Below are 25,675 nucleotides of genomic sequence, written 5' to 3'. Positions count from 1 at the left end.
ATATACTGGGCAGATTCCATGGCTTTTTTATAAGATTATACGAAACCATAGAAGTCTGCGTAACTCCTATTAACATTTAATTTATCCTCCAGCTTATAAAATTTGCTTAATGGCTAGGTCTGCCTTAAAAAACACAGGAAACGAGCCAGTCTCTCCCCTCCTTTTTTATCAGCCTCTCTCATTTTTGTGTTTAACTAACTTTCTGTCAATCCAGTTTTTTTGTTTTCTGTCGAAAGCCATATATTTAACAATTCGATAAAAAGTACAACCACTGCTGAAGTTGGTTTGTTTTAGTTAGCAAAACAGCTGAAACAAGAACGACCTGGTTTTGTTGCGCCTCTGGTTGACACTATTGAGTTTGAAAACCTGCACTTAATTAAAAACATGACAAACTACACCTTCCGGAAAAGGCTGATTGCGCTTATACTGCTGTTCCTTGCCGGCACCACAACCACCTTTGCCCAGGTTAATGCCAACCAGGACGAAGAGATACAAAAGATGGTAAGCGAAATTTCGGCCCAGAACCTGCGGGCGCTGGTAGAGAAAATGGTGAGTTTCGAGACCCGCCACACGCTTAGCACCACCACCGACAAAAAAAGAGGCATAGGCGCTGCCCGCGAGTGGGTAAAGTCGGAGTTTGAGAAATATGCCAAAGCATCGGGCGGCCGCATGACCGTGGAGATGGATCGTTTTGTAGTGAAAGCAGACGGAAGGCGTGTGCCACAAGACACCGAAATGGCGAACGTAATAGCAACCCTAAAAGGCACTGATGCCAACGATAACCGGGTAATTATAGTAGGCGGCCACCTCGACTCGCGTGCCACCGACGTAATGGATGCCAAAAGCAAAGCCCCCGGCGCTAACGACGATGCCTCCGGTGTGGCCATAGTAATGGAAATGGCCCGTATTATGGCTTCGCGTCAGTTTTCGGGTACGCTTGTATTTGTAGCCTTCCAAGGCGAAGAACAGGGCCTTTATGGCTCGCGGCACCTGGCAGAGCGGGTAAAAAAAGAAGGCTGGAACCTGGTGGCGATGCAGAACAACGACATTGTAGGCAACTCCTTCTCCGGCGAAACCGGCCTCCACGACAATACCCGCGTGCGCGTGTTCAGCGAAGGTACTCCCGCTAACGAAACCGAAGAAATGACGAAATTGCGCCGAACCCTCGGCTCCGAAAATGACAGCCCCAGCCGCATACTGGCGCGCTACATGAAAATGACTGGCGAAGCTTATGTTGACCAGCTAGAGGTAGTACTCGGTTACCGTGCCGACCGCTTCCTGCGTGGCGGCGACCACACGCCCTTTAACCAGCAGGGCTTTGCAGCTGTGCGCATGAGCGAGATGAACGAAGACTTTGACCACCAGCACCAGAACGTGCGCATGGAGAACGGCACCCAATACGGCGACCTGATCGAGTTCATGGATTTTGAGTACCTGCGCAAAAACACAGCTGTTAATTTGGCTACCATGGCCAGCCTGGGTCGTGCACCCTATGCTCCCGAAGCTGTTACCGTTATTACCGCTAACCTCACCAACAAAACCGACCTAACCTGGCAGGCACCAGCCAAAGGCAAAAAACCAGCCGGCTACTACGTGCTCATGCGCGAAACAAGCAGCCCGGTTTGGGAGAAAAAGTTCTTTGTGAAGGAGACTAAAACCACCATCAATTACTCTAAAGACAATTACTTTTTTGCTGTACAGGCTGTTGATGCCGCTGGCAATGCCAGTCTGCCTGTTATTCCGGTTCCGGCACGGTAAACTCAGGCCAAACTCATGAAATCATTAAAAAAGCTACTCCGGATCTTCCTTTTTTTCGCTCTGGCTGTACCAGCTTATGCCCAGGAACTTAAGCTGGAAGTAAAGGAACTGGCTCCGCAGGTGTGGGTACATACTTCTTTTGGTGTTTTTGGAGGGCAAACGTTTCCATCTAACGGCCTTATTGTGGCTACTGTAGATGGCGTGCTGCTCATAGACACGGCCTGGGGCGAAGAACAGACAGAGCAGCTGCTAAACTGGGTACAGGAAAACCTGCAGCAGCCAGTTAAAATGTGCCTGGTTACACACGCCCACGACGACCGAATGGGTGGCATTGCGGTGCTACAACAGCAACAGATACCGGTACTTAGTTCTGCGCTTACAGCTGAACTTGCTCCCGGTAAAAACCTCGGCATGCCAGACCCAAGGCTAGCTGTTGGTAAAAAGCAGAAAATGGGGGGGCAGCAGTTCGAAGCTTATTTTCCGGGAGCCGGCCACTCACCCGATAACCTGGTGGTGTACCTGCCCAAGCAGCAGATTTTATTTGGCGGCTGCCTGGTAAAAGACGTAACCGCTACCAATTTAGGAAACCTGGCCGATGCCGATCTGCAGAGCTGGCCCCAAGCCATCAGGCAGCTGCAACAGCGATACCCGAAAACGAAAACAGTGGTACCCGGCCATGGCCCCTGCAGCAATACCAGCGCCCTTGATCATACCCTGGAGCTGCTGCAACAGCACACCAAGAAATAGCAAAGCCTCCTAAATCAAAACTAAATTATTCTAATGAAAATGTCCTTCCAGAGGCTTTCTGAGGCAAATCGATCAAGGGTTAAAGAACTATGTTCTCATGCATCTATTCAAGGTTTACCCAAAACAACCATTCAACAATTAAACCATTAAGCAATCAACAACCAGCAACTAAATTATTCCAATAAAAATGGCCTTCAGAAGGTTTTTAAGGCAAATTGTGTCAAGAGCTGAAACACTGAAGGCAATAAAAAAAAGCAGCTCAGAAAGCTGCTCTTTAACTCAAGTATGAAGTGTAATTTTTTATAGCTTCGACACTTTGGCCGCTGCCGATGTTTCTGCTGAAATGCTGGGGCTGCCTTTGTAGGCCACATGCGAAGCTCCGGATGCCTCTATCTCCAAAGATTCTTTTGCGAACACGTTTACTTTACTTGCACCGCTTGCCTCTACCTTCACCTTTTTTGCTTCCAGCTTATCGGCAGTTACCTTAGAGGCACCAGACAAGTCGAGTTTCACATTATCTGCGCGGCCAGAAAAATCTACTTTGGCTGCTCCGCTCATATCGGTGTTAAGTGTTTTTACGTCCATGGCGAGTGTTACTTTAGAACCTCCGCTCATGTCGATGTTCAGGGTGTTTGTTTTAAACGTGGAGTTGCCCGTTACTTTTACGCCACCGCTAATATCAATCGCCTTCAGCTCTTTTATCGTGATGTAGGCTTTCATGCCTTTGCTGCTGGTAATGCTTTCTTTGTTGTAGATGTGCAACACGCCATTTTTGACTTCCGTCGAAATCTGGCCGAGCAGGTTATCTTCTGCCTCCAGCACTACGCCCTCATTATTACCCTGGGTAATTTCTACAGCAAAACCGCCGCTTACATCTATGCCTGTAAATCCGGAGGCTTTTCTGCTTTCTTTTTTAATGTTACCATTGCCCTTGAGCTGTTGAGCCAGCACTGGCGTTTCAACCAGAAGGAGGGCAAACACAAAAAATGCTAACGTGGTGGCATAAAATTTAATGACTTTCATAGTTTTATTTTTTTTTAAGTAGGTATAAAGTGACGTGTTCAGAACAAAAGCGCCGTTTCCTTATCCGCTTCTGATCTAAAAGATGCAGCAGATTTTAAAAGGTTGCCTGTCGCCCAAAATATTTTTCCAGAACCAGTTTGCCACACCACTTCAGCCACCTTTTCCAAGAGATTTTAGATGCTAGACTTTTTATTAGTTAAGAGTTAAGAGTTAAAAGTTATGAGTTAAGAGTCTTCATGCATTCCTTCTCTCAATCATTCATTCAAAATTTCTCTTTTTAAATCTTCAAATTTTCAAATACTTCCATCTGAAAATCAACCATTTAACCATTAAGCCATTTAACAATTCAGCAACCAGTAACCAAATCAAATTATTCTAATGAAAATGGCCTTCCAAAGGTTTTTGACAGCAAAAGAGCTCAGGGTAGCGGCTTGTTCAGGAGGAGATGAAAGGTAATGCCACCGGCAGCATAAGCCAGCACATCGAAGGCATCGGCGGTAAAGCGGGTATAAAAGAGAGGCAGCAGCAGTTCGAAGACGACTGTAATAAAGACAAAAGCGCTGAGTACGTAACTCAGCGGCAATACAAATTCAGGAGAATTAAAGTACCTGCGCTCCACCGAAAGCACCAGTGTGAGTACCAGTGGCAGGCAGAGCAGGTCGTCGAGGTGGGTGTGCAGCGGCCAGATGTAAAAACCTGCCAGTTCCAGCACCTGGTTCAGCAGAAATAAGAAAAAGCACAGCAGAAAAAAAGGGTGCCGCAGTGTTTGCATATTAATTTAAAGCGCCACCAGTGCAATAAGCAGTACAACCGTACCAAGTATTGCCAGAAATATCTCTACCGGTGTGAGCTTATAGGTTTTCCAGCTTTTCTTTTTAGGCTTTGGCAGGATCTGGCCACAGTGCGGGCACCGTTTGGCTATGGGCACTTCTCGGCTACAATGCGGACATATAACACTCTTTGCTGCTCCGGTTACTTCTTCAGGCATCTGAACTCAATTAAAACGTAACAAAGATCTTAGCAGGACTTACGGAAGGCAGTACGTGTTGTTCAGAAAAGATACATCTTGTGCCATGCACAGCAGGTATAAACGGAACAGAAAACGCGAAAATAGGCAGGTAATAACCAGTGAGAAGAAAGTGAAAGCCAAAGTTGTTGTTGCAGATAATTTCTTTATCTGCAAAGCAGTAGCCTGCGGGAGAGCACCTTACGAGCGCAGATCATGCTGCCCCTGCTCTACCAGGTCGCCTAAAACACCCAGCGCCAGCCCTAGCATAAAAAAGCCACCAAGCGAGAAAGCCTGTACCGGCTCCAGCATGCCGCTACGCATGTAGTGCATTAAAAGCACCAGCAAAAATATGGCTATTGCATATAAGAGAGGTTTGTAAATTTTTGTCATGCGTTTTCCTCAGTAGTTTATAACAACAGATAACTAACATTATTTTGCATTACGTGTTGGTTTAAAACAGGTTAAAGATAAATAAACTAATAACGGTTCGCAAATTTTTGTATCTCCAAAAAGAGCCGTGTCTATAACCTTAGGAGGTTTGGCAAGGTAAACAAATAAAATATTATTTGAAAACATGCAAGATAACCAACCATTTTATAAAACAATATACGGCAGTTCGCCTCTTGTAGCTGCCGCTATACACGATGGGCAGGCTGTTCGCGAAAATATAAGCCACTTATTTGCCTTAACCGCACCAGAGCGCCTCCGCGAAGAAGACCCTTGCACCGCCCACTGGACCTCTATTACCGATAACCGCATTATCGGGTTACACTCCCGCTTTGAACTGGACCTGAACCGCCCCCGCGAGAAAGCCATCTACCAAACGCCCGAAGATGCCTGGGGGCTACAGGTTTGGCGGGAAGAACTGCCGGAAGAAGAAGTACGGGAATCGCTGAAACGGTACGACCACTTTTACGAGTCGGTTAAAATACTACTGACGGAGATAGAACAGCAGCACGGCAGTTTTATTGTATACGACCTGCACACCTACAACCACAAACGCGAGGGTACAGATGGCCCGGAGGCAGACCCTGCCGAAAACCCGGAAATAAATATCGGCACCGGCAACATGAACCGCGAAAAATGGGCACCAGTGGTAGATGCGTTTACACACTCGCTTAGGAGTTACAATTACAGGGGCCGGCACCTCGATGTGCGCGAGAACGTGAAGTTTAAAGGAGGCCACTTTATGCGCTGGATCCACGATAACTTCCCCGACAAGGCTTGTGTGCTCTCAATTGAGGTAAAGAAATTTTTTATGGATGAATGGACAGGCAAGGTAGACCGGGAGCAGTTAGAAGAAATAAAACTTGCCTTACAACAAACAGTAGCACCTGTAATGGAAGCTTTTGAGCAGGTGCATCAGCAGAGCAAACCATGACCGAAGCCATTACCGAGAGCTTTATAAAATCTGTTGTAGGTAGCCTGAAACGCAGCAGGCAGGTGCGCCGCCGCCTGCCCGATGGCGGACTGCTGCACATAGACCGGCCCTTGCCTTTTCTGGTGCTGTTCAGGCACCCGGCTGGTAAACCCGACCATGCCACAGCAGATTTTGTGAAAGCCGAAGCTGCCTATATTATTGCCAAAGAAGAACAAACTGCCGAACTGGCGCTGCTCGTAAAAGAGATAGCCAAGGCCATGTCTGAAAAGTTTGGCGCTTTTATGATTCTGGAGCTTTTCGCGGCTGCCGACCATACACCCGAGACACCTTTGTTCCGGGTGCTGGGGCCGGAGGAGGCGCTTCCGGCTACCGTAAATGTGCTCAAAAAAGAGCTGGAGCAGATTCAGATCGAAAACCTGCCTGTAACGGTTGGCATTTCATCGAACCAGCCTTTGCTTTCGGGGCCGCTGCACCTGCTCTCCGAAGACGAACTGAAGCAGATGAGTTGCCTGATGCTGGGTCTTGCCTTAAAGCCTGTTTACCGCAACCTGACTACCGGAGATGCTTATCCTTTGCTGCTGCGCACCTTACGCAAGCACCTTTCCAATGCCGTAAAAAAGGCTGTCTTCGATTTTGTGCGTGTCCAGACCACGCATCATCCTACACATTTCCAGGCGCTGGGGCGGCGGGCGGTGGTATCGGCGGTATGGCACATCGACAAAAAGCTGGCCTCTATCAGCGACCAGTTCCAGTTTCTGATGCTGGTTACGCCCGTAAATGCCACTGAGGCTTGGGAAGCCTTTTGCAAGAGCAAATTTAAAAAAGCGCCAACCTTCCATTATCGCCTCATGCCCGTAGATACCGACCTGCTGAAGCGCAAGCTCTACAACATTCCGCTGGAGAAAGTAGAAGACCCAACACTAGGCTTCCTGTTCCGCGACAAGCGCCACGAGCTCGACAAAATGCTGACCATGCTCTCAGACCGGAACACGCCCGATTTCCTGTACAGCAGCCTGCAGCTTTTCGGGGGCGTAGATGAGCAGCTACTGAAAGTGGCCGAAGGCATTCTCACGGCCCTACCCGAACCTGAAGTTCATGAAGATATTTCGATCATTCCAGTACATGAATTTGCCGCGCTGGCCGAACAGGAAATTGCCTTTCTTAAGAGCCAGAACGAGTCGCTTAGCACCGGAGTAGAAATCAGGAAAGATATTGTGGGGCTGCTGGTATCGAGAGGGAAACTCTACATAGGTGCCGAAGCGCAAATTCCGAGGAACCGGGCTGAGGCGCTTATACAGCACGAAGTGGGTACGCATATTCTTACTTATTTTAACGGAAAGGCGCAGCCATTACAGCAGTTATATGTGGGTGTGCCCGGCTACGAGGAGCTGCAGGAGGGGCTGGCCGTGCTCAGCGAATACCTGGTTGGTGGCCTGAACCACGACCGGCTGCGCCTGCTGGCTGCCCGCGTGGTGGCAGTACATCACCTTACCAAAGGCTGCCATTTTACCGATAATTTCCATCGCCTGATAGAACAGTATAAGTTCGACAAAGATACGGCCTTTGACATAACCATGCGGGTGCACCGGGGAGGTGGCCTCACCAAAGATGCCGTTTACCTGCGCGGGCTCGTGCACCTGCTCCAGTACCTGAAAGACGGAGGTGAGTTGGAGCCACTCCTCATCGGCAAAATTCGCCAAGACTACATACCTATTGTGCAGGAGCTGATTTACCGCAAAGTACTGCACACTGCTCCCATAAAACCCCGCTACCTCCTCGACCCAGCTATACAGCCTAAGCTAGAACAGCTAAAAACCGGTTTAACAGTTTTTAACCTGATATAAAAAAGTTTAGGCTGTTCCTTAGCTGCCAATTTTATTCTAATTCACCTTTTTCCTGTACAACGGCTGGCTCTGCGTCGGTATGCTGCTAAGCAGCCTCTCAGAAGTTTGGTTTTGCAACCCTACTTCTAAATAACAAGTACCCGTTAAAACAAAAAAAGACAACACCCATGATAATAGGATTTGTAGTAAACGATATAAAAACAGAGAAACCCTCTTACTCTACCGTGTTTCTGGCTCAGCGCATGCACAACCTCGGGCACTCGGTGTACCTGATGGGAGTTGGCGACCTGGCTTATTACCCTGATGGGTATATGGGAGCTGCAGCCGTAACGGCAGAAACCGGCAAAAAATATAAAACCCCCGCCACTTATCTGGAGGTATTGCAAAGCGAAAAAACCGAAAAGACACGCGTTACGGCCCGTGAACTGGATGTGCTCATGCTCCGCAACGATCCCTCGGCCGAGTCGGAAGGAAGAGGCTGGGCACAAAATGCTGGCCTTATATTCGGGCAGCTGGCCCTGCGGCACGGTGTTATCGTGCTCAACGACCCAACCTCGCTGTCTGATGCGGTTAACAAAATGTACTTCCAGCATTTTCCGGAGGCAGTGCGGCCCCGCACCCTCATTACCCGCGATAAAGATGAGATAAAAGCCTTCTTTAACGAGCAGAAAAGCAATATCATTCTGAAACCTTTGCAGGGATCAGGCGGCTCGGGTGTATTTATGGTGAAAAAAGATGATGCCACCAACCTGAACCAGATTGTAGAAGCCATTAGCCGCGACGGGTATGTTATTGCCCAGGAATATTTGCCAGAAGCCACAGAAGGCGACGTACGGCTTTTTGTGATGAACGGCGAGGCGCTGCAGCACAAAGGCAAGTATTGCGCCATCAGGCGGGTAAACAGCAAAGACGATATCCGGAGCAACATGCATGCCGGAGGTACGGCACAACCTGCCAACGTAGACCAGACCATGCTCGACCTGGTGGAGCTGGTGCGCCCCAAACTCATACAAGATGGCATGTTCCTGGTAGGGCTCGATATAGTAGGCAATAAGCTGATGGAGATAAACGTATTCAGCCCCGGCGCTCTGCCAGATGCCAGCGAAATAGAAGGTGTAGACTTTTCGGAACCGATAATAGCCGCCCTGGAGCGGAAAGTGCACTACAAGAAAACCTACGGCACTCAAGTAGATAATAAAACAGTGGCGATGATCTAGATAACCCTTGGCCCTTCCGACAGCAAAAAGCCTTCGGAAGGGCTTTTTTATTTGAATAATTTGGTTGCTGGTTGCTGGTTATTTTTTGCTGATTGCTTTTTACTGATTGTTAAATGGTTGATGTGGAGATGGTGATTGTTTAATGAGAGACTTCTTCTCTAATTAAATGCATCAAAGTTGATATTTCCGCATCAGTCAAAATTTCGTACATCATCTGATCTCAAATTTTTCTAATCAAAATGGCCTTCAGAAGGAAATTTATCACAAATTAGCCAAGGGTTTATTCAGCATGTTTAACTTAAACGCACTTAGGTATCGTCTCCGACTAACTTAGTTATAACCAAACTTGATGGGGATATTGTACCGGACGGGCACCGGCCTACCGTCCTGCTTGCCAGGTTGCCACGGCGGCATCAGGCTAATCACTCTTATTACTTCCATATCAATGTCCGGATGAACGCTCTGTCCGATCTCGATATCTCGTACGATACCGTCTGCTCCAACAATAAAAGTGGCCAATACAGTGCCAAATGCTTTTGCTTTGAGGGCTGATTTGGGGAATTTTATTTTTCGGTTTATATACTGAAACATAGCCTGATCTCCGCCAGGAAACTGTGGCATCTGCTCGAATGGGTAATACGTTATCTGGGTACCATCTTCTTCATAGACATACCCCTCCAGCATTTCATCATCCTTGTATATTTCTAATCTTTTTATACCGCCGGTAGCGTAGTAGCTTATAAGAGAGTCGGTAAGTTTGTTGTTTTCGTAGGTCTCCCGTAGCACCAGCTGGCCTTCTTTATTCCAGATCATTCTACTGCCTTGCCTTATCTCCTTTCCGGCGTTGTGAGCGGCGGCAACATAGTGTACAATACTATGTCTTGCTCCTGTGTCTATAAAATACTTGGTAACTCTTATTAGCGGCGGCTGCGAAGTAATAAGGTCTTCGGTACTGTAGTAAATGGCTTTTTCTTTGTCTACTTCTTTCCAGTACAAATCATAATACCGCATCTCCTGCGCCATCAGTTGCATACTCATCAGCATGCTCGCCGCCAGCATTGCGGCTCTTAAAACTCTCATTACGCAGTATATGTCCTTAAATAATAGTTGAGCTACTTAAATTCAAAAGCTGTTAGTTACCAAATCTGCCTCCTCTTCTGTGGCTTCCTCCTGCTGCACAGGCGGCTGCAGTTGCACTACAAAGGTATTTTTTACCCGCTGCGATTTATATAAGTAAGGTACCCAGATGGCTGCTGTTACAAAGCTTCTCCACATTCCGCGGATGTCGGAGTTATCGACGGGGAGGTTTAAGGCCGACATGCCTGCGTACTCCAGCACCGGTAACAGAAAACCACACACATAGAATATAACCATTAAGGAAGGAACACTTGTGCGGCGTTTTATAAAAAGCACCGCCAGCACCAGGTTAAACACCAGAAAGGTTATGTTAACAGCGATTTCTAAAACCAGTACCAGCGCAAGTGCCGGTGAGTATGAGCCAGAAGATGCAGTTATAAGCCCCTGCCATACCGACTGGTTAAAATAGTTGTTCGTGAGCAGCGCCACTATCGAAGTTATTGGCGAAAGGCAAAGGCCTATCATAACCAGTATGAGCCAGCCACCAATGCTCTCGCCATACGCAACTGTGTAGCTACCAATAGGAGCCGGATCGTGATGGTAAAGCTTGTAAGCACCAAAGGCAGCCAAAGCAAGTACCGCCAGAGCAAAAACCATGACCAACCAGCTAACAGGAGCATCGGTAACGGTTGCCGCCAAACCTTGGTTGTAGGTCAGATTATAACCCATATCATCTAGCACAGCTTTCTGGTGCTTTACAAAAGCAGCCATCTGCTCAGGCAGCACATGGTCTTGTAAGGTGCTGTACGTATAGCTAAGTGTAGCCAGTTTGCTCCTGCTGTTATAGCTAATATCGCTGCTGTACGTAAAAACATCGTCGGTAATTTTTTTGTTTGTTGCCGTTATAGACCAGGGCTCCGACAGGTACAGCAGTATGCTGTGCTCTACCTGCGAGGGGTAGCTCAGGTGCATGGGCATGGTGCGTTTGCTTACGCGCGGTGAGCTAATGTAGCTACGGAGCACCTGTGGGTAAAATGAGGCTGATAATAAACCGTCTGTATCTTCAGATTCTTCCCAAAGGTCTGAAATAGTGTACTCCTCCAGTGTTGTAAATTTGTTTTCAGCAGGAAAGTCCAGAAACTCAAGGTCGCGGGAAACTTCTATGCCTGGGTATGAGTTGGCGTAGTAGTTCAGAAAAGACTTTTCGGTTTCTTTCAGGCTAGTGGCGGCGAAGCGGCTGCGCTGAAAGTCGGCATCGGCACCGAAATACTCGGTTTTTACCTCCAATTTCACATCGCCTCCAATATCGTTAAAAAAGAAAGCCTCCTGCACTTTTACTTTACCGTGGCCTGCTACAGGTGCTGTTACATCGGTCAGGTTTTTGGTAGCTGGTTTTATTACCAGGGCTTTCTTGTAGTGCGGCAGCGAAATGGCATCGTAGCTACCGCGCTGCTTGCTAATGGTGGGGTCGTACCAATAGGTTTTGTCCCAGAGCTTTACCTGCACAATGCAGTGGTTAAAAGCGTATGGCGAAGGCAGCATTTGCGCAATTTCACCGCGCGAAGAGGAGTTTACCAGGGCCGGGTGCGCCTCTATGCCAAGGGCGCGCAACATGGTAACCAACAACAGCGATTTATCTTTGCAGTCGCCGAAGCGTTTGGCAAACACCTCTGAGGGCGCTCTAGGTTTATAGCCACCAATACCAGCCTCAAAACCCAGGTACCGCACCTCATCCTGCACAAACCGCAGGGCTGCCGTTACCCGTTGCTAATCGCTGCCATGTTCGTTCCGGATACTATCGATGCGGGCCTGCAGCGCTTTGCCTGGGTTGCCGTACCCGCTATAGAGCGGCAGCGCCCATGCAGCCACCTGCTCCCAGGTATCGAACTCCGACAGGTACACGCCTGGGTAAGCATCGAACCAAGCAGGTACTTCTTCGTCTACGGGTGTGGCTGGCAGGTTCTGGTTGTGCCAGGTGTAGGTGGTGAAGCCCTGTTGTGTTTCTACTACCGGTTTCTGCTCGGTTTTGTAAAGCTTGTAATTTATTTTCCGGTGCTCCGGCGCTACCACATGCACCAGCAGTTCATCTACGGGGTCGTAAAACTGCAGGTTAAACGAGTTAAAAAACTTGTCGTTAAAAACCGGGTTTTTGCCAGTTATGGTGGCAGCATACTCTATCAGGTCGCCAACCCGGGTATCTTCCAGAAAGATGATGGCAGTCAGGCTTTCATCGAAAATTTTCTGCTCCATGCCCTGCTCGCGCTGCACAACTTTCACTTTCTTCAGGTCGAGTTTGTTAAGGGGCTGGCCATTGCGCCACACAATAACTTTGTGCAGCTGCAGTTTCTCGAAATTCGGGTCGTAGGAGAACTTAAGCTCAGAACTGTTTTGAACGCCTTCGTCTGTTGTTAGCTTATAGGTGTTGTGGTAGTAGACTTCACCCTTTGCCACATTCCATTGCAGTACGCGCTGCAGAAAATGATAGCCATCGTTTACTTCTTTGGGGGCTATAGTAGTGGAAGTGCGGTGTAGGACTTGCTTAATCCAGGTTGGCTCTGGTGTAAGTGTAGGTTTCTTGTTTCCTTGCCCCTGAACCTGCTCTGTAATGCTACAAATAACAAAAAATGCGACGGTGAAAATGCGCCAGTAGAAATGCTTCATGCCTTAATCCTATAAATTATCTAAATATAGTATAAGTTTTAGTATTTCAAGTTTTGATTTTTGAATTTTATCATGATTTTTATCACTTCTAAAGTAACTAACTGATTTACAGATCACAAGAAAAGAATAACGATTAATTCTAGATTATGTAGCACCTTTCAGAACTGCATTATCGTGAGCAAAACGTCGCATGATTCTTTATCATTTGTTATAACAGGTAAAACAAATTCTAGTAACCGTGACACTGCCTGTTATCCGAGTCAGTTTAAATTATCCTAATGAAATTGGCCTTCCGAGACTTTCTACATCATTTTAGGTCAAGGGTTGAACTGACTGTATCTTTACAGAAGGAACCCTGTGCTGTCAGGAGTCGCCCTGCGGAAGACTCCTGACAGCGGGGAAGGCAGTGCAATTCCAAATTTTGATAAGCTAAGAGGCAGCCTATAACAACCAGCAAACAAATTATTTCAATAAAAATGGCCTCCAGAAGGCAAATTAACCCCATACAGGTCAAGGGTCTTAAACTTCAGCTGCTGTTGCGTGTTATTTCGTACCATTACTTAATTTAACCCCGACCGCTATACCTGATTATACCATGCGAACCCCTCAACCAAAAGGAGCAAGAGCAGCTGCCAGTAATGCTAACTCTGAGAAAAAAAGTTTCAGGGAGCAGTTGGGAGCACTCAAGAACCTGCCTAAGTTTTTCGGGCTGATCTGGGAGACAAGCCCTGCTATGATGCTGGGTAACCTGCTGCTGCGCCTCGTGAAGGCTGCTATTCCGCTGGCGATGCTCTATGTAGGCAAACTGATTATAGACGAAGTTATTCGGCTGATTGCTGTTACCGGCGAGCGCGATTTGTCGTACCTGTGGCTGCTGGTGGCCGTGGAGCTGGGGCTGGCCGTAGTTTCAGAAATCATAAACCGGGGCATTACGCTGCTCGATAGCTTGCTCGGCGACCTTTTTTCGAACCGCACATCGGTTCAGCTTATTGAGCATGCGGCCACGCTAGACCTGGCGCAATTCGAAGATGCCACGTTTTACGACAAGCTGGAGCGGGCACGGCGACAAACCATCTCGCGGGTGATGCTCATGAGCCAGGTGTTTTCGCAGCTGCAGGATATCGTCACCATCGGGTTTCTGGCAGTGGGGCTGGTGGCGTTTAACCCCTGGCTCATCCTGATTCTGCTCATTGCGGTTATTCCTTCTTTCCTGGGCGAAACTCATTTTAACGAACGCACCTACTCCCTATCCCGCTCCTGGACACCCGAGCGCCGCGAGCTCGACTACCTGCGCTACATCGGGGCCAGCGACGAAACAGCCAAAGAAATCAAGACATTTAACTTGTCTGGTTTTCTGGCCAATCGGTTTAAGCTCCTCTCCGACCGCTATTATAACCTGAACAAAAAACTGATCGTGCGCCGGGCACTCTGGGGAAGCGCTCTCTCCACCATCGGGACCCTCTCCTACTACGGCGCTTATGTGTTCATTCTTTTCAGAACGGTGGCAGGCGCTATAACGGTGGGTGATCTTACATTTCTGGCCGGCTCTTTCAGCAGTATGCGGGGACTGCTGCAAGGCATCATGACGCGCTTCTCCCAAATTGCCGAAAGTGCTATGTACCTGCAGGACCTCTTCGATTTTCTGGAGCTGCGCCCCGAAATTACGCCTCCCGCAAACCCGCTGCTGGTGCCCCGCCCCATACAGCATGGTTTTACGTTTGAGAATGTAGGTTTTAAGTACCACAACAGCGAGAAATGGGCGGTACGCTACCTATCGTTCCACGTGAAAGCAGGCGAAAAGCTGGCTTTGGTAGGTGAGAACGGAGCCGGTAAAACAACGCTGGTAAAGCTGCTGGCGCGCCTCTACGAACCCACCGAAGGACGTATTTTACTGGATGGTATGGACCTGCGAAACTACGACCTGAACGACCTGCGCCACCAGGTAGGCATTATTTTCCAGGATTATGTGCGCTTTCAGATGTCGGCTTCCGATAACATTGCCATTGGTCAGATTAGCGACATTCAGAACAAAGAGCAGATTAAGGCATCGGCGCAGAAAAGCCTGGCCGATTTGGTGATTAACCGACTGCCGCAGCAATATGAGCAGGTCTTGGGCAAGCGCTTTGCAAACGGCATGGAGCTGTCGGGGGGCGAGTGGCAGAAAGTGGCGCTGGCACGAGCCTATATGCGCGAAGCCCAGCTCCTGATTCTCGACGAGCCTACCTCTGCCCTCGATGCCCGTGCCGAGCACGAGGTGTTTCTGCGCTTCTCGGAGCTGATAGCAGGTAAAACAGCCGTGCTCATTTCGCACCGCTTCTCTACTGTGCGCATGGCCGATCGCATCTTGTTCCTGGAGCAGGGCCAGCTAAAAGAACTCGGCTCACACGAAGAACTCCTGGCAAAAGGCGGCAAATACGCAGAACTATTTCTGCTGCAGGCAAGGGGATATTTGTAAGTTAAAAAGGTGTTCCTATTAAAATCTGTTAAGTTTTAAGGCTCTTTTTAATAAAAAGATTGATATCCAGAAGTTTTGTGTTCGTATAGTATTATTTAGAAATGGATATATTAACCTGCTTTATAAGACAATTGAAAAACTATGCTTTTGCGGAGTAGTTCAAGGGTAGAACAAAATTTTTTGCACTCAGGGTCATAAAACTATTTCAGGCTTTACCGAAAACTACTGAAGCGCACGTACTAGGAAAACAACTATTAAGATCGGCAACATCTGTGGCGGCTAATTACAGATCTGCCTGCAGAGCCCGATCAAACAACGATTTTATTTCTAAAGTTGGAATTGCCCTTTAAGAAGCTGATGAATCTTTATTTTGGATTGAACTGCTGGAAGAATCTGGTATTGTTGCCGCGCATTTACTTGCTCCACTTAAACAGGAAGCAGGAGAAATTACAGCAGTTTTGACTAAAACCAAGCAAACTTCTCTCTTAAGAAAGTACGCTTAAAACCTTTAAACATTTTACTTACTAAGTAAGTCCTCCAACCACTAATTATAACTTCCTAACTTTAAACTCTCTAGCTTTCTACCTCTAACTAGAAATAGGGTTTATCGGTTACAACACCTAAACAGGTTTTGCTGCCTGCGCAGCAAGGATTGGGAATGCCAACATCTAAACTGCTGGCCTCTAAAAAAAGGAAGACTTGTAACAACAGGCTTAACTTAAAAGATCGGATTGCTGGTCGAGCCAAATCTCAGCCTCCTGCTGTGAGTTGAAATTGTGCACCGGTATACCGGTTTGGCTGGCAATGGAACTTACCTGAAGTTTAGCGATTTTGTCGGAAGGGATAATATGCGCTATGCTGGCTACCTGCATCTCTAAAACGAGCTGGTGTGCCTCCACATGCACCATATTCATGGCCTGCGGATGTGTTACCATCTGTTGCATATCAGTAAGAATTGTGAATCCGGGCAAAGCCAGTTTCAATGCCTTCTGTAAGTCGCTGATGTAGTGAGGCACAGCTTCCTGGCTTTTCCAAAACCCACGAATAGTCAGATACACCCGATTCTTAAGAGAATCGTAGCTCAAGTCATAGCAAGCATTTTCTGCTATTACTATTTTGGACTTGTTTGAGGTGATATCGCTATATCTGTTGCTCATGCCTCTTAGACAATACGTATAACTAAAAGATTAAACTATAATATTATACATTATTTTTATAACTATATATATTTAATTTAACAATTTGTTCATGATAAAGCAAAATAGTTGCTGATCTTTTAATATCTTATTATAGTACTTTTTTTATATTAAAACTGGCATAATACGTAAATGAAACTATAATTACAACTATATTAAAGCAATATTTTGTCGCTATTACAAACATCTTCTCGGTCAGAAACAGGAAGTAACAGAGGTTTCTGATATTTTGAATATAGTAGCTTTACATTGCGTCTTGTGCCAATATTAGGTTGCTGGTTAAAACACACAGCAACGGCGGAAGATATAGCTGACAACATAACTTATCGGGAATCAGCATTTTAATATGGCTGAAAATTTTATGTCCTGGGTTCTGTGCCTTGTAAGCTATGTAAATCAGAACCCCGCTTAAGCGAAGACGCAACTGTAAGGCCGACAAACAAATTTTAAGGTAGCACCAGAGGAGCACAAATTGCTTACAAGTAGCCGTCTCTACCAGGTTATCCTTGAAGATAAAATGGCTGGAAAGCTTCTGAAGGCTTATTTCATTCAAATAATTCAGATGCAGATAAAGGTGTGCTGGCGAGGGAAGTAAAATGTCTAAAATGATAAGACGTTGTCGAGGCTGTGCACTACACCATTCCTAACATTATTATCAGCAGCAGATATCCGGACTCCATTTATAAGCGTTCCTCTTTTCCGGCAAACGGTAAGGCTGTTGCCCGAAATAACTTTTATCTGAGAACCGTCTTTTAGGTCTTTCTCCAGGTGAGCACCCTTGAGAATATATCCTGATAAAATCTGCTTTAGTTTCTCCGGACTCTCTTCTTTTAGCGCCTCCAGATCTTTTTCTGGTGGAGCCAGCAAAGTATAAGCTTCATCACCGGAAAGCATAGGCACCAGCCCCGCCTTGGTTAAGAGGCTAACCAGCACCGGTCTGTTATCGTCTATGATATACTGCAGCAAGGTAAGGCGCTGCACAGGAATAGCCGCCGCTTCCTGTGCATTTAGCGGAGTTGTATTAACTAAAAAAAGTAAAATTAATACTGGCGTAAAAACTATATGTCTGTAGAATTTTTGCATCTGGTATAAAGGCTTTCCTATAGCTTTTATACGCAAATAAGTAACAAAAGTACAAACACACGCTAGTTTTACATCCTAAACAAAATACAACTTCTCTCTTCTTAAAAGATGCTCCAGCTACTGATTTGCTTGATAAACAGAGGACCTGCTTGCGGCACCAGGGCAAGGCTCAGCACAAAGCCATACACAGCTCCATAGAAGTGGGCATCGTGGTTTATGTTGTCGCCCATGCGCTTGCCCTGATAATAAGAGTACATGAGGTAGAGCACGCCCAGAATAAAGCCCGGTATACACAGCACGGCATACAAACAAATATCATTGGTTGGATAGAAAAGAATGCTGGCAAAAACCACAGAGGCCACACCTCCCGATGCTCCTAAGGCACGGTAGCCAGGGTCGTTGCGGTGTTTGAAAAATGTTGGAATATCTGATATAATAATACCACCTAAATAAAGCAGCAGATACAGCAAAATGCCGGTTACAGGACCAAATATGGCCATAAAAGTCATCTCTACGGCCTGCCCGAAAAAGTAAAGGGTAAACATGTTAAAGAACAGGTGCATGAAATCGGCGTGCAGAAACCCGGAGGTAATAAACCGGTGCCAGGAGTTATCGCGCTGCACTGCGTAAGGCTGAAAAATCCAGCTATGCATCAGGTTGTTGCTGTCTTGCCAGGCATACCACGAAATTCCGACTGTAAGTATTAAAAGTATAAGAGTGACGCTTAAGTCCATTAGTTATAATTTTGAATTTTGATTGAGAGAATGAGTGATTTTTGGAATTTTGAATGAGTGGATGAGTGAGTCATTTTTGAATCTATATAAAGGGTACCCATTCCAAGAAGTTACAGGAGCAGGCACTCTCACTTTTCTATTCCTTCAACAGCTTAATTTAAATTAATATGAATGTTCAGTCATTCTCATAATCAAAATTCACTCACTCATTCAAAATTAAATTAGCTGTCGCGCTCCATGAGTTGCAGCGCCAGGCCACGGATCATGGATTTTTTCTCGGCTGGTACTGTTACGGCGTCTAAATGAGCTAAGGCTTTTTGGAAGTAATTTTCGATTTGCTGCTCAGTTTGCTGACGAATGTTAAGGGCATCGTACACAGCCGCAACGGCCTGTACTTTTTCCTCGGCTATGGCTTCGTCTGTTTTGTGGCGCCACTGCCTGATAATGCTTTGCTGCTCCTCGCTAGCCTGCTGCAGGGCCGTTAGCATCAGGAACGTTTTTTTATCGGAGAGAATGTCGCCACCAACCTGTTTCCCGAATTTGGCCTTGTCGCCATATACATCGAGCAGGTCGTCGCGGAGCTGGAAGGCAATGCCGATGTTATTACCGAACAATCTCAGGTTTTCTGCATCTGCTGCGGAGGCTCCCTGCAAGGTAGCACCCAACTCCAGACTGAAGCCCAGCAGGACTGCCGTTTTCAGAGTTATCATGCCGATGTACTCCTCAATGGTTACCTGCTCGCGCTGCTCAAAATTCATGTCGAGTTGCTGTCCTTCGCAGACCTGCGCGGCAGTTTGGCTAAAGTTCTGGAGCACCTGCGCCAGCTTGTCAGGTTCTATACCGAGCAGCAATTGGTAAGCCCTCACCAGCATCACATCGCCACTTAAAATAGCGGTGTTGGCATTCCATTTTTCGTGCACGGTTTGCTGCCCACGCCGCAGCGGAGCCCTGTCCATAATGTCGTCGTGCATGAGCGTGAAGTTGTGGAAAACCTCTACTGCCGCAGCGGGCAGTAGTGCGTTCTCCACATCATCGTTATACATTTTAGCAGCCAGCAGCACCAGTAAAGGCCTTATCCGTTTTCCGCCCAGCGACATAATGTAGCGGATGGGTTCGTACAGCTCCACCGGGTTATCGCCGTACTGCAGGGTGGATAAGGTCTGTTTTACTTTGTCAGTGAGGATCGAAATATCCACAGATTGTTTAGTGTTGTTTAAGGGTTTTTATCAGTTCCAGATCGATGGTGCGGTCGTTCAGGTTAGCACCTTTTACTTCTACCAGCACCTCATCGCCAAACGAGATAATGCGTTTCGACTGGCGACCGATAATGCGGTAGTTGTTTGCGTCCAGGTCATAGTAATCGTCGTTCATGTCAGACAGACGCACCATGCCTTCGCACTTGTTTTCTTCGATCTCCACAAATATACCCCATTCTGTGACACCAGACACTATACCTTTGTATTGGTTGCCAATAGTATCTTTCATAAACTCCACTTGCTTGTACTTGATAGAGGCTCGCTCGGCATCGGCGGCACGTTTTTCCATTTCGGAAGAGTGCTGGCAACGGGTGTCGTATTCCTCTTTCTCTGCCGATGCTTTGCCATCGAGGTAATGCTGCAGCAGGCGGTGCGCCATCATGTCGGGGTAACGACGGATGGGCGAGGTAAAGTGGGAGTAGTGCGCAAAAGCAAGACCAAAGTGACCTTCCGGCTCGGTGCTGTATTTGGCTTTGGCCATGGTTCTGATAGCCAGGTTCTGCAGCACGCTCTGCTCCGGCTTACCTTCTATCTGCTCGGTCAGGTTGTTGAGTTCTTCTGAAATGTCGCCTTCCACATCTACTTTATAACCAAATTTATAAGCAAATATAGAGAAAGTGCTTAGCCTGTCGGGGTCAGGGGCACCGTGCGTACGGTATACCATAGTAGGGCGTTTTTTGCCTTTGCCCAGGTTGTACACGTACTCGGCCACCTTCCTGTTGGCGAGCAGCATAAATTCCTCGATCAGCTTATGGGCGTCTTTCCGCTCTTTTACATATACTGAAAGTGGCTTGCCATCTTCTGCTAGCTTAAACTTAACTTCGGTGGTTTCGAAACTAATGGCGCCGTTTTTAAAGCGCTTGTCTTTAAGTTTTTTGGCAATGCCGTTCAGAATATTTATTTCCTCAGAAAAGTCGCCCTCACCTGTTTCAATGCATTCCTGGGCTTCTTCGTAGCTAAAGCGGCGGTCGGAGTAAATAACGGTGCGGCCAAACCACTGCTCATATAGCTTTCCATCATCGTCGAGTTCAAACACTGCCGAAAAGGTTAACTTCTCTTCCTGTGGCCTCAGCGAGCAAAGTCCGTTCGAGAGGCGCTCCGGCAGCATCGGGATGGTTCTATCCACAAGGTACACGGAGGTAGCTCTGTGGAAAGCTTCTTTTTCGAGCAGGCTGCGCGTGTGCACGTAGTGCGTTACGTCGGCAATGTGCACGCCAATTTCCCAGTGGCCGTTCTCTAGTTTCTGTATTGACAAAGCATCGTCGAAGTCTTTGGCATCGGCAGGGTCTATGGTAAAGGTTGTTACATCGCGGAAGTCGCGGCGCTTGGCAATTTCGCCGGCCGTTATCTTTTCCGAAATACTGTCGGCCTCCTCCTCTACCGACTCCGGAAATTCGAATGGTAAGCCGAACTCGGCCATAATGGAGTGAATCTCCGCTTCATTTTCGCCGGCCGGTCCGAATACCCGTGTTACTTCTCCTGTTGGGTTCTTGTCGGGCTTATCGGGCCATTGCGTAATTTTTACCAGCACCTTATCGCCGGCCTGAGCACCATTCAGGGCTTTTTCGCCTACAAAAACATCGAAATAGATTTTCTTGAAATCGGGCACCACAAAGCCGAAGTTCTTCGACAGCTCCATTATGCCTACCAGCTCTTCGCGGCTACGCTCCAGCACCTCCAGCACCATGCCTTCGGCGCGGCCACTATGCATAGTTGGCAGCACTTCTACCTTCACCAGGTCGCCATCGAGGGCATATTTCAGGTGCTCTTTAAAAACACGTACGTCCTCTTCCATCTCTTCCGATACAATGTAGGCGTACTTGCTGTTGGCCAGGTCTACTTTGCCCGTTATTATCTGCACGCGCAGGTTCAGCATGTACTTGTCGTCGTCTACGAGCAGCAATTTGTTTTCGCGCACCAGCGTTTTCAGAAGGTCTGCCACTGTTTCGCGTCCTTTTTGGTCTACAATGCCTAAGCGGCGGAAAATCTGGCGTTGAGTAAATACAGTATCGGGGCTGTTGGAGAACGACTCCAGCACAATGGTTTTGGGCGTTTTGCGCTCTTTTCCGCCTTTAGGTCCTTCTCTCTTAGAAGAGTCGCGCCTTCCGGAACCACCTCTTGTGGATGAACCTCTGCCTGCTGATGCTTCATTTCCTCTGCGGTAGCTGCCTCTTTCGCTGCTACGGCTGTCTTTGTCGCGGCTATTTTTATCTTTTTTACTTCTCATGAATGTTTTGTCGTCTTTTTCAGAAGCTGCTCTCTTTAAGGGCTGAACTTCCGGTTACCAACCTTTACCGAATAATTAGTTATGAATCTATACGCCCGAAACAGGTGCTTTGGTTAAGACGGGAGGTTATTTTAGGTGTAATTTATATAGAAAAATCTATATTAGGCTTCTGAAAGGACAAATTATGGAGCTGGAGCAGCATATTACTACCTAAGCAACCTGCTTTTCGGAAATTATTTAAATGAAATTGCCCTTCCAAAGCCTTTTTGCTTTTTAAGTGCCAAGGGTGCACCATTTATTTTACCATCCCGTTATAAATGGTGCAGTATGGAATAGCAAATTGTTTTCCTCATTTACCATCAATATCATGTCTAAAAAGAAGAAAAAACCTGCCGCCGCTACCCCAGCTAAGCTTAATGATAAAAACTATTTAATAAGTGGGCGCGCCCGCAGCCTGCCTATTTATAAATGCCAGGTAAATCAGGGCTGGCAGGAAAGCGGCATGGCAGAGGTACTGGTAATGCGTAAACATGCAAACGAACATATAACAGTCGGCATATACCTAGTTGATACATTCTGTACAGGTGTTAAAAGCACTTTCTACCTTTTTAATATATCTGAACAAGAGTTGGAAGAGCGAATGGCAAAGGCACCTTTTCCGCAGGAACAGTGCTCTTACGAACTGGCGCATAATATTATTTACGGCGGACTAGCGTATGCGCAGGAATACGGCATAGCACCGGACCCCGATTTCAGGATAACACAAATGATTCTGGAGGAAGATACGGAAGACATAGAATTGATAGAACTGGAGTTCGGAAAAGATGGAAAACCGTTTCTGGCCATTAACCCTGCCGGCGATCCCAGAGCCGACTATTACATCCGTCAGTTAGAAAAAAATGCAGGCCCGGGAAATTTTCATATAATTGATGGGCGTATACTTGATGAACTAGATGAAATGGAGGAAGAGGATGATTATTATGCTCATCCGGAAGAGTGGGAGAAAGTAGACTGGGAGGAATTTATAGATGAAATGGAGCCGGAAGATCTGGACGACTTTCCGGAAGCTACAGCCCTTATGTATGAAAAGCTGCTTTTGGCACCTGCTCGTACTAATCAGATTGCTACAACCAAAACGCAGGTCGAAGAAATCAAGATTTCCTTCGATGCCATGCCACTTCCATACTCCGAAGAAGAGTTGGAGGAGGCATCTTCTATTGCTTTTAAATTAGTTTCAGATACGCTTGCAGATTCAGAGAAACAGGAACTACTGGAGCGGGTAAAACAGGCTATAGAACGCTGGCCGGAGAACAGGACCTTCTACAGCCACCTGATTGCTGCTTACAGTTCAGTAAGTGATGAAGAAAACGTAGAAAAAGCCAGTAATGAGCTGTACGAGAAATTCCCGAATTATATTTTTGCCAGAATACGACGTGCAGAGCAACTGCTGCAAAAAGGCGAAACAGATCAAGTGCCTGCCGTTTTTGATAACAACTACACCTTAAAAGCTCTTTACCCGGATCGCGATACTTTTCATATTTCTGAATTCATTCATTTTAAAAGAGTATTGTGCCATTATTTTTATCAGAAAGGAGAGCTAGATCGTGCTTTTACACATTATAAACTATTAACAGGCATCGACTTACCAGAAACCGTGCGTTTAGACTACGAACTTATCTCTAATGTAGAAATGGCACTTGTAGATGAAATAGAACCGCTGCTGCTTGAGGCAAAGGAAAGTGAAGAGAAAAAGCAGGAGCTAATTGCAAAGCTTGTAAGCTGAGCAGTTTAAACTGTCCCCGCCTTCATCGCCTCCCGCTTTTGCTGAGCTGCTATAATATCGTCGGGTTCACCTTTGGGTATGGCGCTAATGAGGGTGCGGGTATATTCCTGCTGCGGGTTCTGGTACAGTTGGTCGGGTGTGCCGCTTTCTACGATCTGGCCTTTGCTCATCACCAGAATCCGGTCCGACATGTATTTGGCTACCGAAAGGTCGTGGGTAATGAAGATGTAAGTGATCTGGAACTCCTGCTTTAGTTGGTTGAGCAAATTAAGCACCTGCGCCTGCACCGATACATCGAGCGCCGACACAGATTCGTCGCAGATGATGCACTTTGGCTGCAGCGCCAGCGCCCGAGCAATACTGATCCGCTGCCGCTGCCCTCCAGAGAATTCATGTGGATAACGCTGAAAATGCTCCGGCATAAGGCCCACTTTATCAAGCAGTTCCATGGCTTTTTCACGGCGTTCTTTTTCGCTACTGTAGAGCTTGTGCACATACATAGGCTCGATAATGGCATCGCCAACAGTGTGCATCGGGTTCAGCGAAGCGTAAGGGTCCTGAAAAATCATCTGGAAGTTACGGCGGCTCTTCCGTAGCTCCTCGGAGTTCAGCTGTGCTATATCAACGCCATTGAACAGAATGCGACCTGCCGTTGGCTCCACCAGCCTCAGCAGTGCCCTGCCTAAAGTCGTTTTGCCACAACCCGACTCTCCTACTAATCCAATAGTCTCGCCAGGATTTACTATAAAAGTGACGTCATCTACCGCCTTTACAAAATCGGTGGTGCGGGAGAAGAAGCCTTTCTTTATCGGGAAATATACTTTCAAATTCTCTACCTGCAGCAATGGTGGCTTCTGCTGGTTCTCGCGTTGCTGCTTAATATCTGTTACGGTGCCTACATAATTGTTGACTACATCTGCTAATGACGGCTCCTGCACCAGCGGCATTTTCTCGAGCAGGTTGCCTTGCTCATCTTCGTACATAAAATCAGAAACCGTTGGCAGCAGGCTTTGTGCTTTGGCCGATAGCTTTGGCCGGCAAGCCAACAGCCCTTTGGTGTACGGGTGCTGTGGGTTCGTAAAAATATCGAGTACCTTGCCCTGCTCCACCAACTTGCCTTTGTACATCACAAGTATGCGGTCGGCTATCTCAGCTACTACGCCTAGGTCGTGCGTAATAAACAATACGGCGGTGTTCTCCTTCACGCGCAGCTCATCTATCAGTTCCAGCATTCGTGCCTGCACCGTTACATCCAGGGCCGTGGTGGGTTCATCAGCAATGAGTATCGCAGGTTCGCAGGCCATCGCCATGGCAATCATGACACGCTGCTTCTGCCCACCCGAAATCTCGTGTGGATAAGCATCGAAAATTTTCTCCGGCCTTGGCAGCTTCGCCTTCTCAAAAAGCTCAATAGTGCGTGTTCTGGCTTCTTTTTCAGAGATATTTGTGTGGAGCAGCAATACTTCAGCTACTTGTTTTCCACAGGTGTAAACCGGGTTCAGCGACGACATTGGCTCCTGAAAAATCATGGAAATTTCGTTGCCTCTAATCTGCTGCATCTTCTTTTCAGGTAGCTGAAACAGGTCTACCTGCCCAAATCGCTCCGACTGAAAAATAGCCGTTCCTCCTGCTATGCGCCCAGGTGGCGTGTTTATAAGCCGCATCACCGACAATGAAGTTACCGACTTACCCGAACCCGACTCTCCTACTATGGCTACTGTCTCGCCTGGATACACCTCAAACGACACCTTATCCACAGCTGTGGTGGAGCCGCGGTGTGTGGAGAAAACAGTTTCTAAAGCAGTTACTTTAAGAATAGGAATGGGTGTAGCCAAGGGTGTTACGGTTTATGCTTTTGGTAAAAATAAGCTTTTTCAGGAGAAATGTGCCGCACTAGCAGCAATTTTAAATAGTGAAGGAATAAGACCCTTGGACCCCTACATACTAAAATACCTTCGGAAGGCGATTTTCATTAGAATAATTTGGTTGCTGCGGCTAATTTAAAATCAGAGGTTAAAGATTTCGTCTGTTTTCGTTGACAGGCCAGTTCCCGGCAAATGCTTCGCAGGTAATACCCTTGAGTTCAAATCTACTTTTTTTCTTTGGAAAGCCTTTTTCATTAGAATAATATAACTTTATAGCATTCATTTAACTTAACTCAAGTTGCGATTATAAAACTATGAAGCCATCCAGGTTTGTTAAGGGGTAAAGCTACCAAACTTTA

General features: G+C 47.0%; 20 protein-coding genes and 2 pseudogenes. 8 read left to right on the top strand and 14 right to left on the bottom strand.

Annotated features, from left to right (window positions below; genetic code table 11):
• The first annotated feature begins 384 nt into the window (after positions 1-384).
• Together FVR03_RS18980 and bla are read left to right on the top strand one after the other, a co-directional pair.
• Entirely contained in the window at positions 385-1,758 is a 1,374-nt protein-coding gene (locus FVR03_RS18980; protein ID WP_147923351.1) for a M20/M25/M40 family metallo-hydrolase, read from the top strand.
• A 15-nt stretch (positions 1,759-1,773) separates the two neighbouring features.
• Entirely contained in the window at positions 1,774-2,505 is a 732-nt protein-coding gene (gene bla, locus FVR03_RS18975) for a subclass B1 metallo-beta-lactamase (RefSeq protein ID WP_147923350.1), read from the top strand.
• Positions 2,506-2,805: 300 nt separating this feature from the next.
• Here bla and FVR03_RS18970 read toward each other — a convergent pair whose 3' ends face one another.
• The 4 genes from FVR03_RS18970 to FVR03_RS18955 all read right to left on the bottom strand — a co-directional run bounded on the left by FVR03_RS18970 (position 2,806) and on the right by FVR03_RS18955 (position 4,927).
• Entirely contained in the window at positions 2,806-3,528 is a 723-nt protein-coding gene (locus FVR03_RS18970) for a head GIN domain-containing protein (protein ID WP_147923349.1), read from the bottom strand.
• 418 nt (positions 3,529-3,946) lie between these two features.
• Complete coding sequence (locus FVR03_RS18965; protein ID WP_147923348.1) at positions 3,947-4,300, bottom strand: hypothetical protein; 354 nt, start codon at positions 4,298-4,300, stop codon at positions 3,947-3,949.
• A 6-nt stretch (positions 4,301-4,306) separates the two neighbouring features.
• Positions 4,307-4,516 carry a hypothetical protein gene (locus tag FVR03_RS24530; protein ID WP_187270225.1) on the bottom strand — a complete coding sequence of 70 codons (210 nt, stop codon included), beginning with the start codon at positions 4,514-4,516 and terminating at the stop codon, positions 4,307-4,309.
• A 219-nt stretch (positions 4,517-4,735) separates the two neighbouring features.
• Entirely contained in the window at positions 4,736-4,927 is a 192-nt protein-coding gene (locus tag FVR03_RS18955; RefSeq protein WP_147923347.1) for a hypothetical protein, read from the bottom strand.
• Between the two features lie 184 nt (positions 4,928-5,111).
• Between FVR03_RS18955 and FVR03_RS18950 the strand changes: the two genes are divergently transcribed.
• The 3 genes from FVR03_RS18950 (at position 5,112) to FVR03_RS18940 (ending at position 8,979) form a co-directional block, all read left to right on the top strand.
• A complete protein-coding gene (locus tag FVR03_RS18950) occupies positions 5,112-5,918 on the top strand; it encodes an N-formylglutamate amidohydrolase (protein WP_147923346.1) in 807 nt (268 codons plus the stop codon).
• Positions 5,915-7,762: a peptidase MATCAP family protein gene (locus tag FVR03_RS18945; protein ID WP_147923345.1), complete on the top strand. Its 1,848-nt coding sequence runs from the start codon at positions 5,915-5,917 to the stop codon at positions 7,760-7,762. The genes FVR03_RS18950 and FVR03_RS18945 overlap by 4 nt, the downstream gene beginning before the upstream one ends.
• A 167-nt stretch (positions 7,763-7,929) precedes the next feature.
• The gene (locus tag FVR03_RS18940; RefSeq protein WP_147923344.1) at positions 7,930-8,979 is read left to right on the top strand and encodes a glutathione synthetase; all 1,050 of its coding nucleotides are present in this window, start codon (positions 7,930-7,932) and stop codon (positions 8,977-8,979) included.
• Positions 8,980-9,309: 330 nt separating this feature from the next.
• Here FVR03_RS18940 and FVR03_RS18935 read toward each other — a convergent pair whose 3' ends face one another.
• The 4 genes and pseudogenes from FVR03_RS18935 to FVR03_RS18925 form a co-directional block, all read right to left on the bottom strand.
• Complete coding sequence (locus tag FVR03_RS18935) at positions 9,310-10,059, bottom strand: energy transducer TonB (RefSeq protein WP_147923343.1); 750 nt, start codon at positions 10,057-10,059, stop codon at positions 9,310-9,312.
• A 42-nt stretch (positions 10,060-10,101) separates the two neighbouring features.
• On the bottom strand, positions 10,102-11,349 hold the full coding sequence (locus FVR03_RS18930; protein WP_369410466.1) for a DUF2569 domain-containing protein: 1,248 nt from the start codon (positions 11,347-11,349) through the stop codon (positions 10,102-10,104).
• A gap of 192 nt (positions 11,350-11,541) precedes the next feature.
• A pseudogene (locus FVR03_RS25230) lies at positions 11,542-11,808 on the bottom strand (transglutaminase-like domain-containing protein); the annotation flags it as partial.
• A 15-nt stretch (positions 11,809-11,823) separates the two neighbouring features.
• The gene (locus FVR03_RS18925; RefSeq protein WP_147923341.1) at positions 11,824-12,717 is read right to left on the bottom strand and encodes a DUF3857 domain-containing protein; all 894 of its coding nucleotides are present in this window, start codon (positions 12,715-12,717) and stop codon (positions 11,824-11,826) included.
• A gap of 595 nt (positions 12,718-13,312) precedes the next feature.
• On the opposite strand from FVR03_RS18925, the gene FVR03_RS18920 reads away from it, so the two are divergent.
• Both FVR03_RS18920 and FVR03_RS24765 read left to right on the top strand, forming a co-directional pair.
• Positions 13,313-15,172, top strand: coding sequence for an ABC transporter ATP-binding protein (locus tag FVR03_RS18920; protein WP_147923340.1), 1,860 nt, complete (start codon positions 13,313-13,315; stop codon positions 15,170-15,172).
• Between the two features lie 179 nt (positions 15,173-15,351).
• Positions 15,352-15,522 (top strand): annotated as a pseudogene (locus FVR03_RS24765) (four helix bundle protein); the annotation flags it as partial.
• A gap of 363 nt (positions 15,523-15,885) precedes the next feature.
• Here the strand turns inward: FVR03_RS24765 and FVR03_RS18910 are convergent.
• From FVR03_RS18910 to rnr, 5 genes are all read right to left on the bottom strand, one after another.
• Positions 15,886-16,329 carry a hypothetical protein gene (locus FVR03_RS18910; RefSeq protein ID WP_147923339.1) on the bottom strand — a complete coding sequence of 148 codons (444 nt, stop codon included), beginning with the start codon at positions 16,327-16,329 and terminating at the stop codon, positions 15,886-15,888.
• A gap of 639 nt (positions 16,330-16,968) precedes the next feature.
• Positions 16,969-17,451, bottom strand: coding sequence for a fasciclin domain-containing protein (locus FVR03_RS18905; RefSeq protein WP_147923338.1), 483 nt, complete (start codon positions 17,449-17,451; stop codon positions 16,969-16,971).
• A 101-nt stretch (positions 17,452-17,552) separates the two neighbouring features.
• Entirely contained in the window at positions 17,553-18,185 is a 633-nt protein-coding gene (locus tag FVR03_RS18900) for a rhomboid family intramembrane serine protease (protein WP_147923337.1), read from the bottom strand.
• A 221-nt stretch (positions 18,186-18,406) separates the two neighbouring features.
• Positions 18,407-19,381 (bottom strand): polyprenyl synthetase family protein, encoded by a 975-nt coding sequence (locus FVR03_RS18895; protein ID WP_147923336.1) that lies wholly within the window; start codon positions 19,379-19,381, stop codon positions 18,407-18,409.
• A 7-nt stretch (positions 19,382-19,388) separates the two neighbouring features.
• Positions 19,389-21,668, bottom strand: coding sequence for a ribonuclease R (rnr, locus tag FVR03_RS18890; RefSeq protein ID WP_147923335.1), 2,280 nt, complete (start codon positions 21,666-21,668; stop codon positions 19,389-19,391).
• Positions 21,669-22,035: 367 nt separating this feature from the next.
• Here rnr and FVR03_RS18885 point away from each other — a divergent pair, with 367 nt between their 5' ends.
• Complete coding sequence (locus tag FVR03_RS18885) at positions 22,036-23,451, top strand: hypothetical protein (RefSeq protein WP_147923334.1); 1,416 nt, start codon at positions 22,036-22,038, stop codon at positions 23,449-23,451.
• 5 nt (positions 23,452-23,456) lie between these two features.
• Here the strand turns inward: FVR03_RS18885 and FVR03_RS18880 are convergent, their stop codons facing one another.
• Positions 23,457-25,286, bottom strand: a complete 1,830-nt coding sequence (locus FVR03_RS18880) for an ABC transporter ATP-binding protein (protein ID WP_147923333.1) — start codon at positions 25,284-25,286, stop codon at positions 23,457-23,459.
• Positions 25,287-25,675: the final 389 nt, after the last annotated feature.

The organism is Pontibacter qinzhouensis, assembly GCF_008017455.1.
GTDB lineage: Bacteria > Bacteroidota > Bacteroidia > Cytophagales > Hymenobacteraceae > Pontibacter > Pontibacter qinzhouensis.
Note: the sequence above shows the minus strand (reverse complement) of the source record. Positions and strands in the feature narration are given on the sequence as shown.

Bases quoted from the DNA above. Each gene is read 5' to 3' on its own strand.
- FVR03_RS18900 (WP_147923337.1), bottom strand. From the start codon at position 18,185: ATGGACTTAAGCGTCACTCTTATACTTTTAATACTTACAGTCGGAATT.
- FVR03_RS18965 (WP_147923348.1), bottom strand. From the start codon at position 4,300: ATGCAAACACTGCGGCACCCTTTTTTTCTGCTGTGCTTTTTCTTATTT.
- FVR03_RS18970 (WP_147923349.1), bottom strand. From the start codon at position 3,528: ATGAAAGTCATTAAATTTTATGCCACCACGTTAGCATTTTTTGTGTTT.
- FVR03_RS18920 (WP_147923340.1), top strand. From the start codon at position 13,313: ATGCGAACCCCTCAACCAAAAGGAGCAAGAGCAGCTGCCAGTAATGCT.
- FVR03_RS18955 (WP_147923347.1), bottom strand. From the start codon at position 4,927: ATGACAAAAATTTACAAACCTCTCTTATATGCAATAGCCATATTTTTG.
- FVR03_RS18940 (WP_147923344.1), top strand. From the start codon at position 7,930: ATGATAATAGGATTTGTAGTAAACGATATAAAAACAGAGAAACCCTCT.
- FVR03_RS18950 (WP_147923346.1), top strand. From the start codon at position 5,112: ATGCAAGATAACCAACCATTTTATAAAACAATATACGGCAGTTCGCCT.
- FVR03_RS18905 (WP_147923338.1), bottom strand. From the start codon at position 17,451: ATGCAAAAATTCTACAGACATATAGTTTTTACGCCAGTATTAATTTTA.
- FVR03_RS24530 (WP_187270225.1), bottom strand. From the start codon at position 4,516: ATGCCTGAAGAAGTAACCGGAGCAGCAAAGAGTGTTATATGTCCGCAT.
- FVR03_RS18980 (WP_147923351.1), top strand. From the start codon at position 385: ATGACAAACTACACCTTCCGGAAAAGGCTGATTGCGCTTATACTGCTG.
- FVR03_RS18925 (WP_147923341.1), bottom strand. From the start codon at position 12,717: ATGAAGCATTTCTACTGGCGCATTTTCACCGTCGCATTTTTTGTTATT.
- FVR03_RS18945 (WP_147923345.1), top strand. From the start codon at position 5,915: ATGACCGAAGCCATTACCGAGAGCTTTATAAAATCTGTTGTAGGTAGC.
- rnr (WP_147923335.1), bottom strand. From the start codon at position 21,668: ATGAGAAGTAAAAAAGATAAAAATAGCCGCGACAAAGACAGCCGTAGC.
- FVR03_RS18910 (WP_147923339.1), bottom strand. From the start codon at position 16,329: ATGAGCAACAGATATAGCGATATCACCTCAAACAAGTCCAAAATAGTA.
- FVR03_RS18935 (WP_147923343.1), bottom strand. From the start codon at position 10,059: ATGAGAGTTTTAAGAGCCGCAATGCTGGCGGCGAGCATGCTGATGAGT.
- bla (WP_147923350.1), top strand. From the start codon at position 1,774: ATGAAATCATTAAAAAAGCTACTCCGGATCTTCCTTTTTTTCGCTCTG.
- FVR03_RS18885 (WP_147923334.1), top strand. From the start codon at position 22,036: ATGTCTAAAAAGAAGAAAAAACCTGCCGCCGCTACCCCAGCTAAGCTT.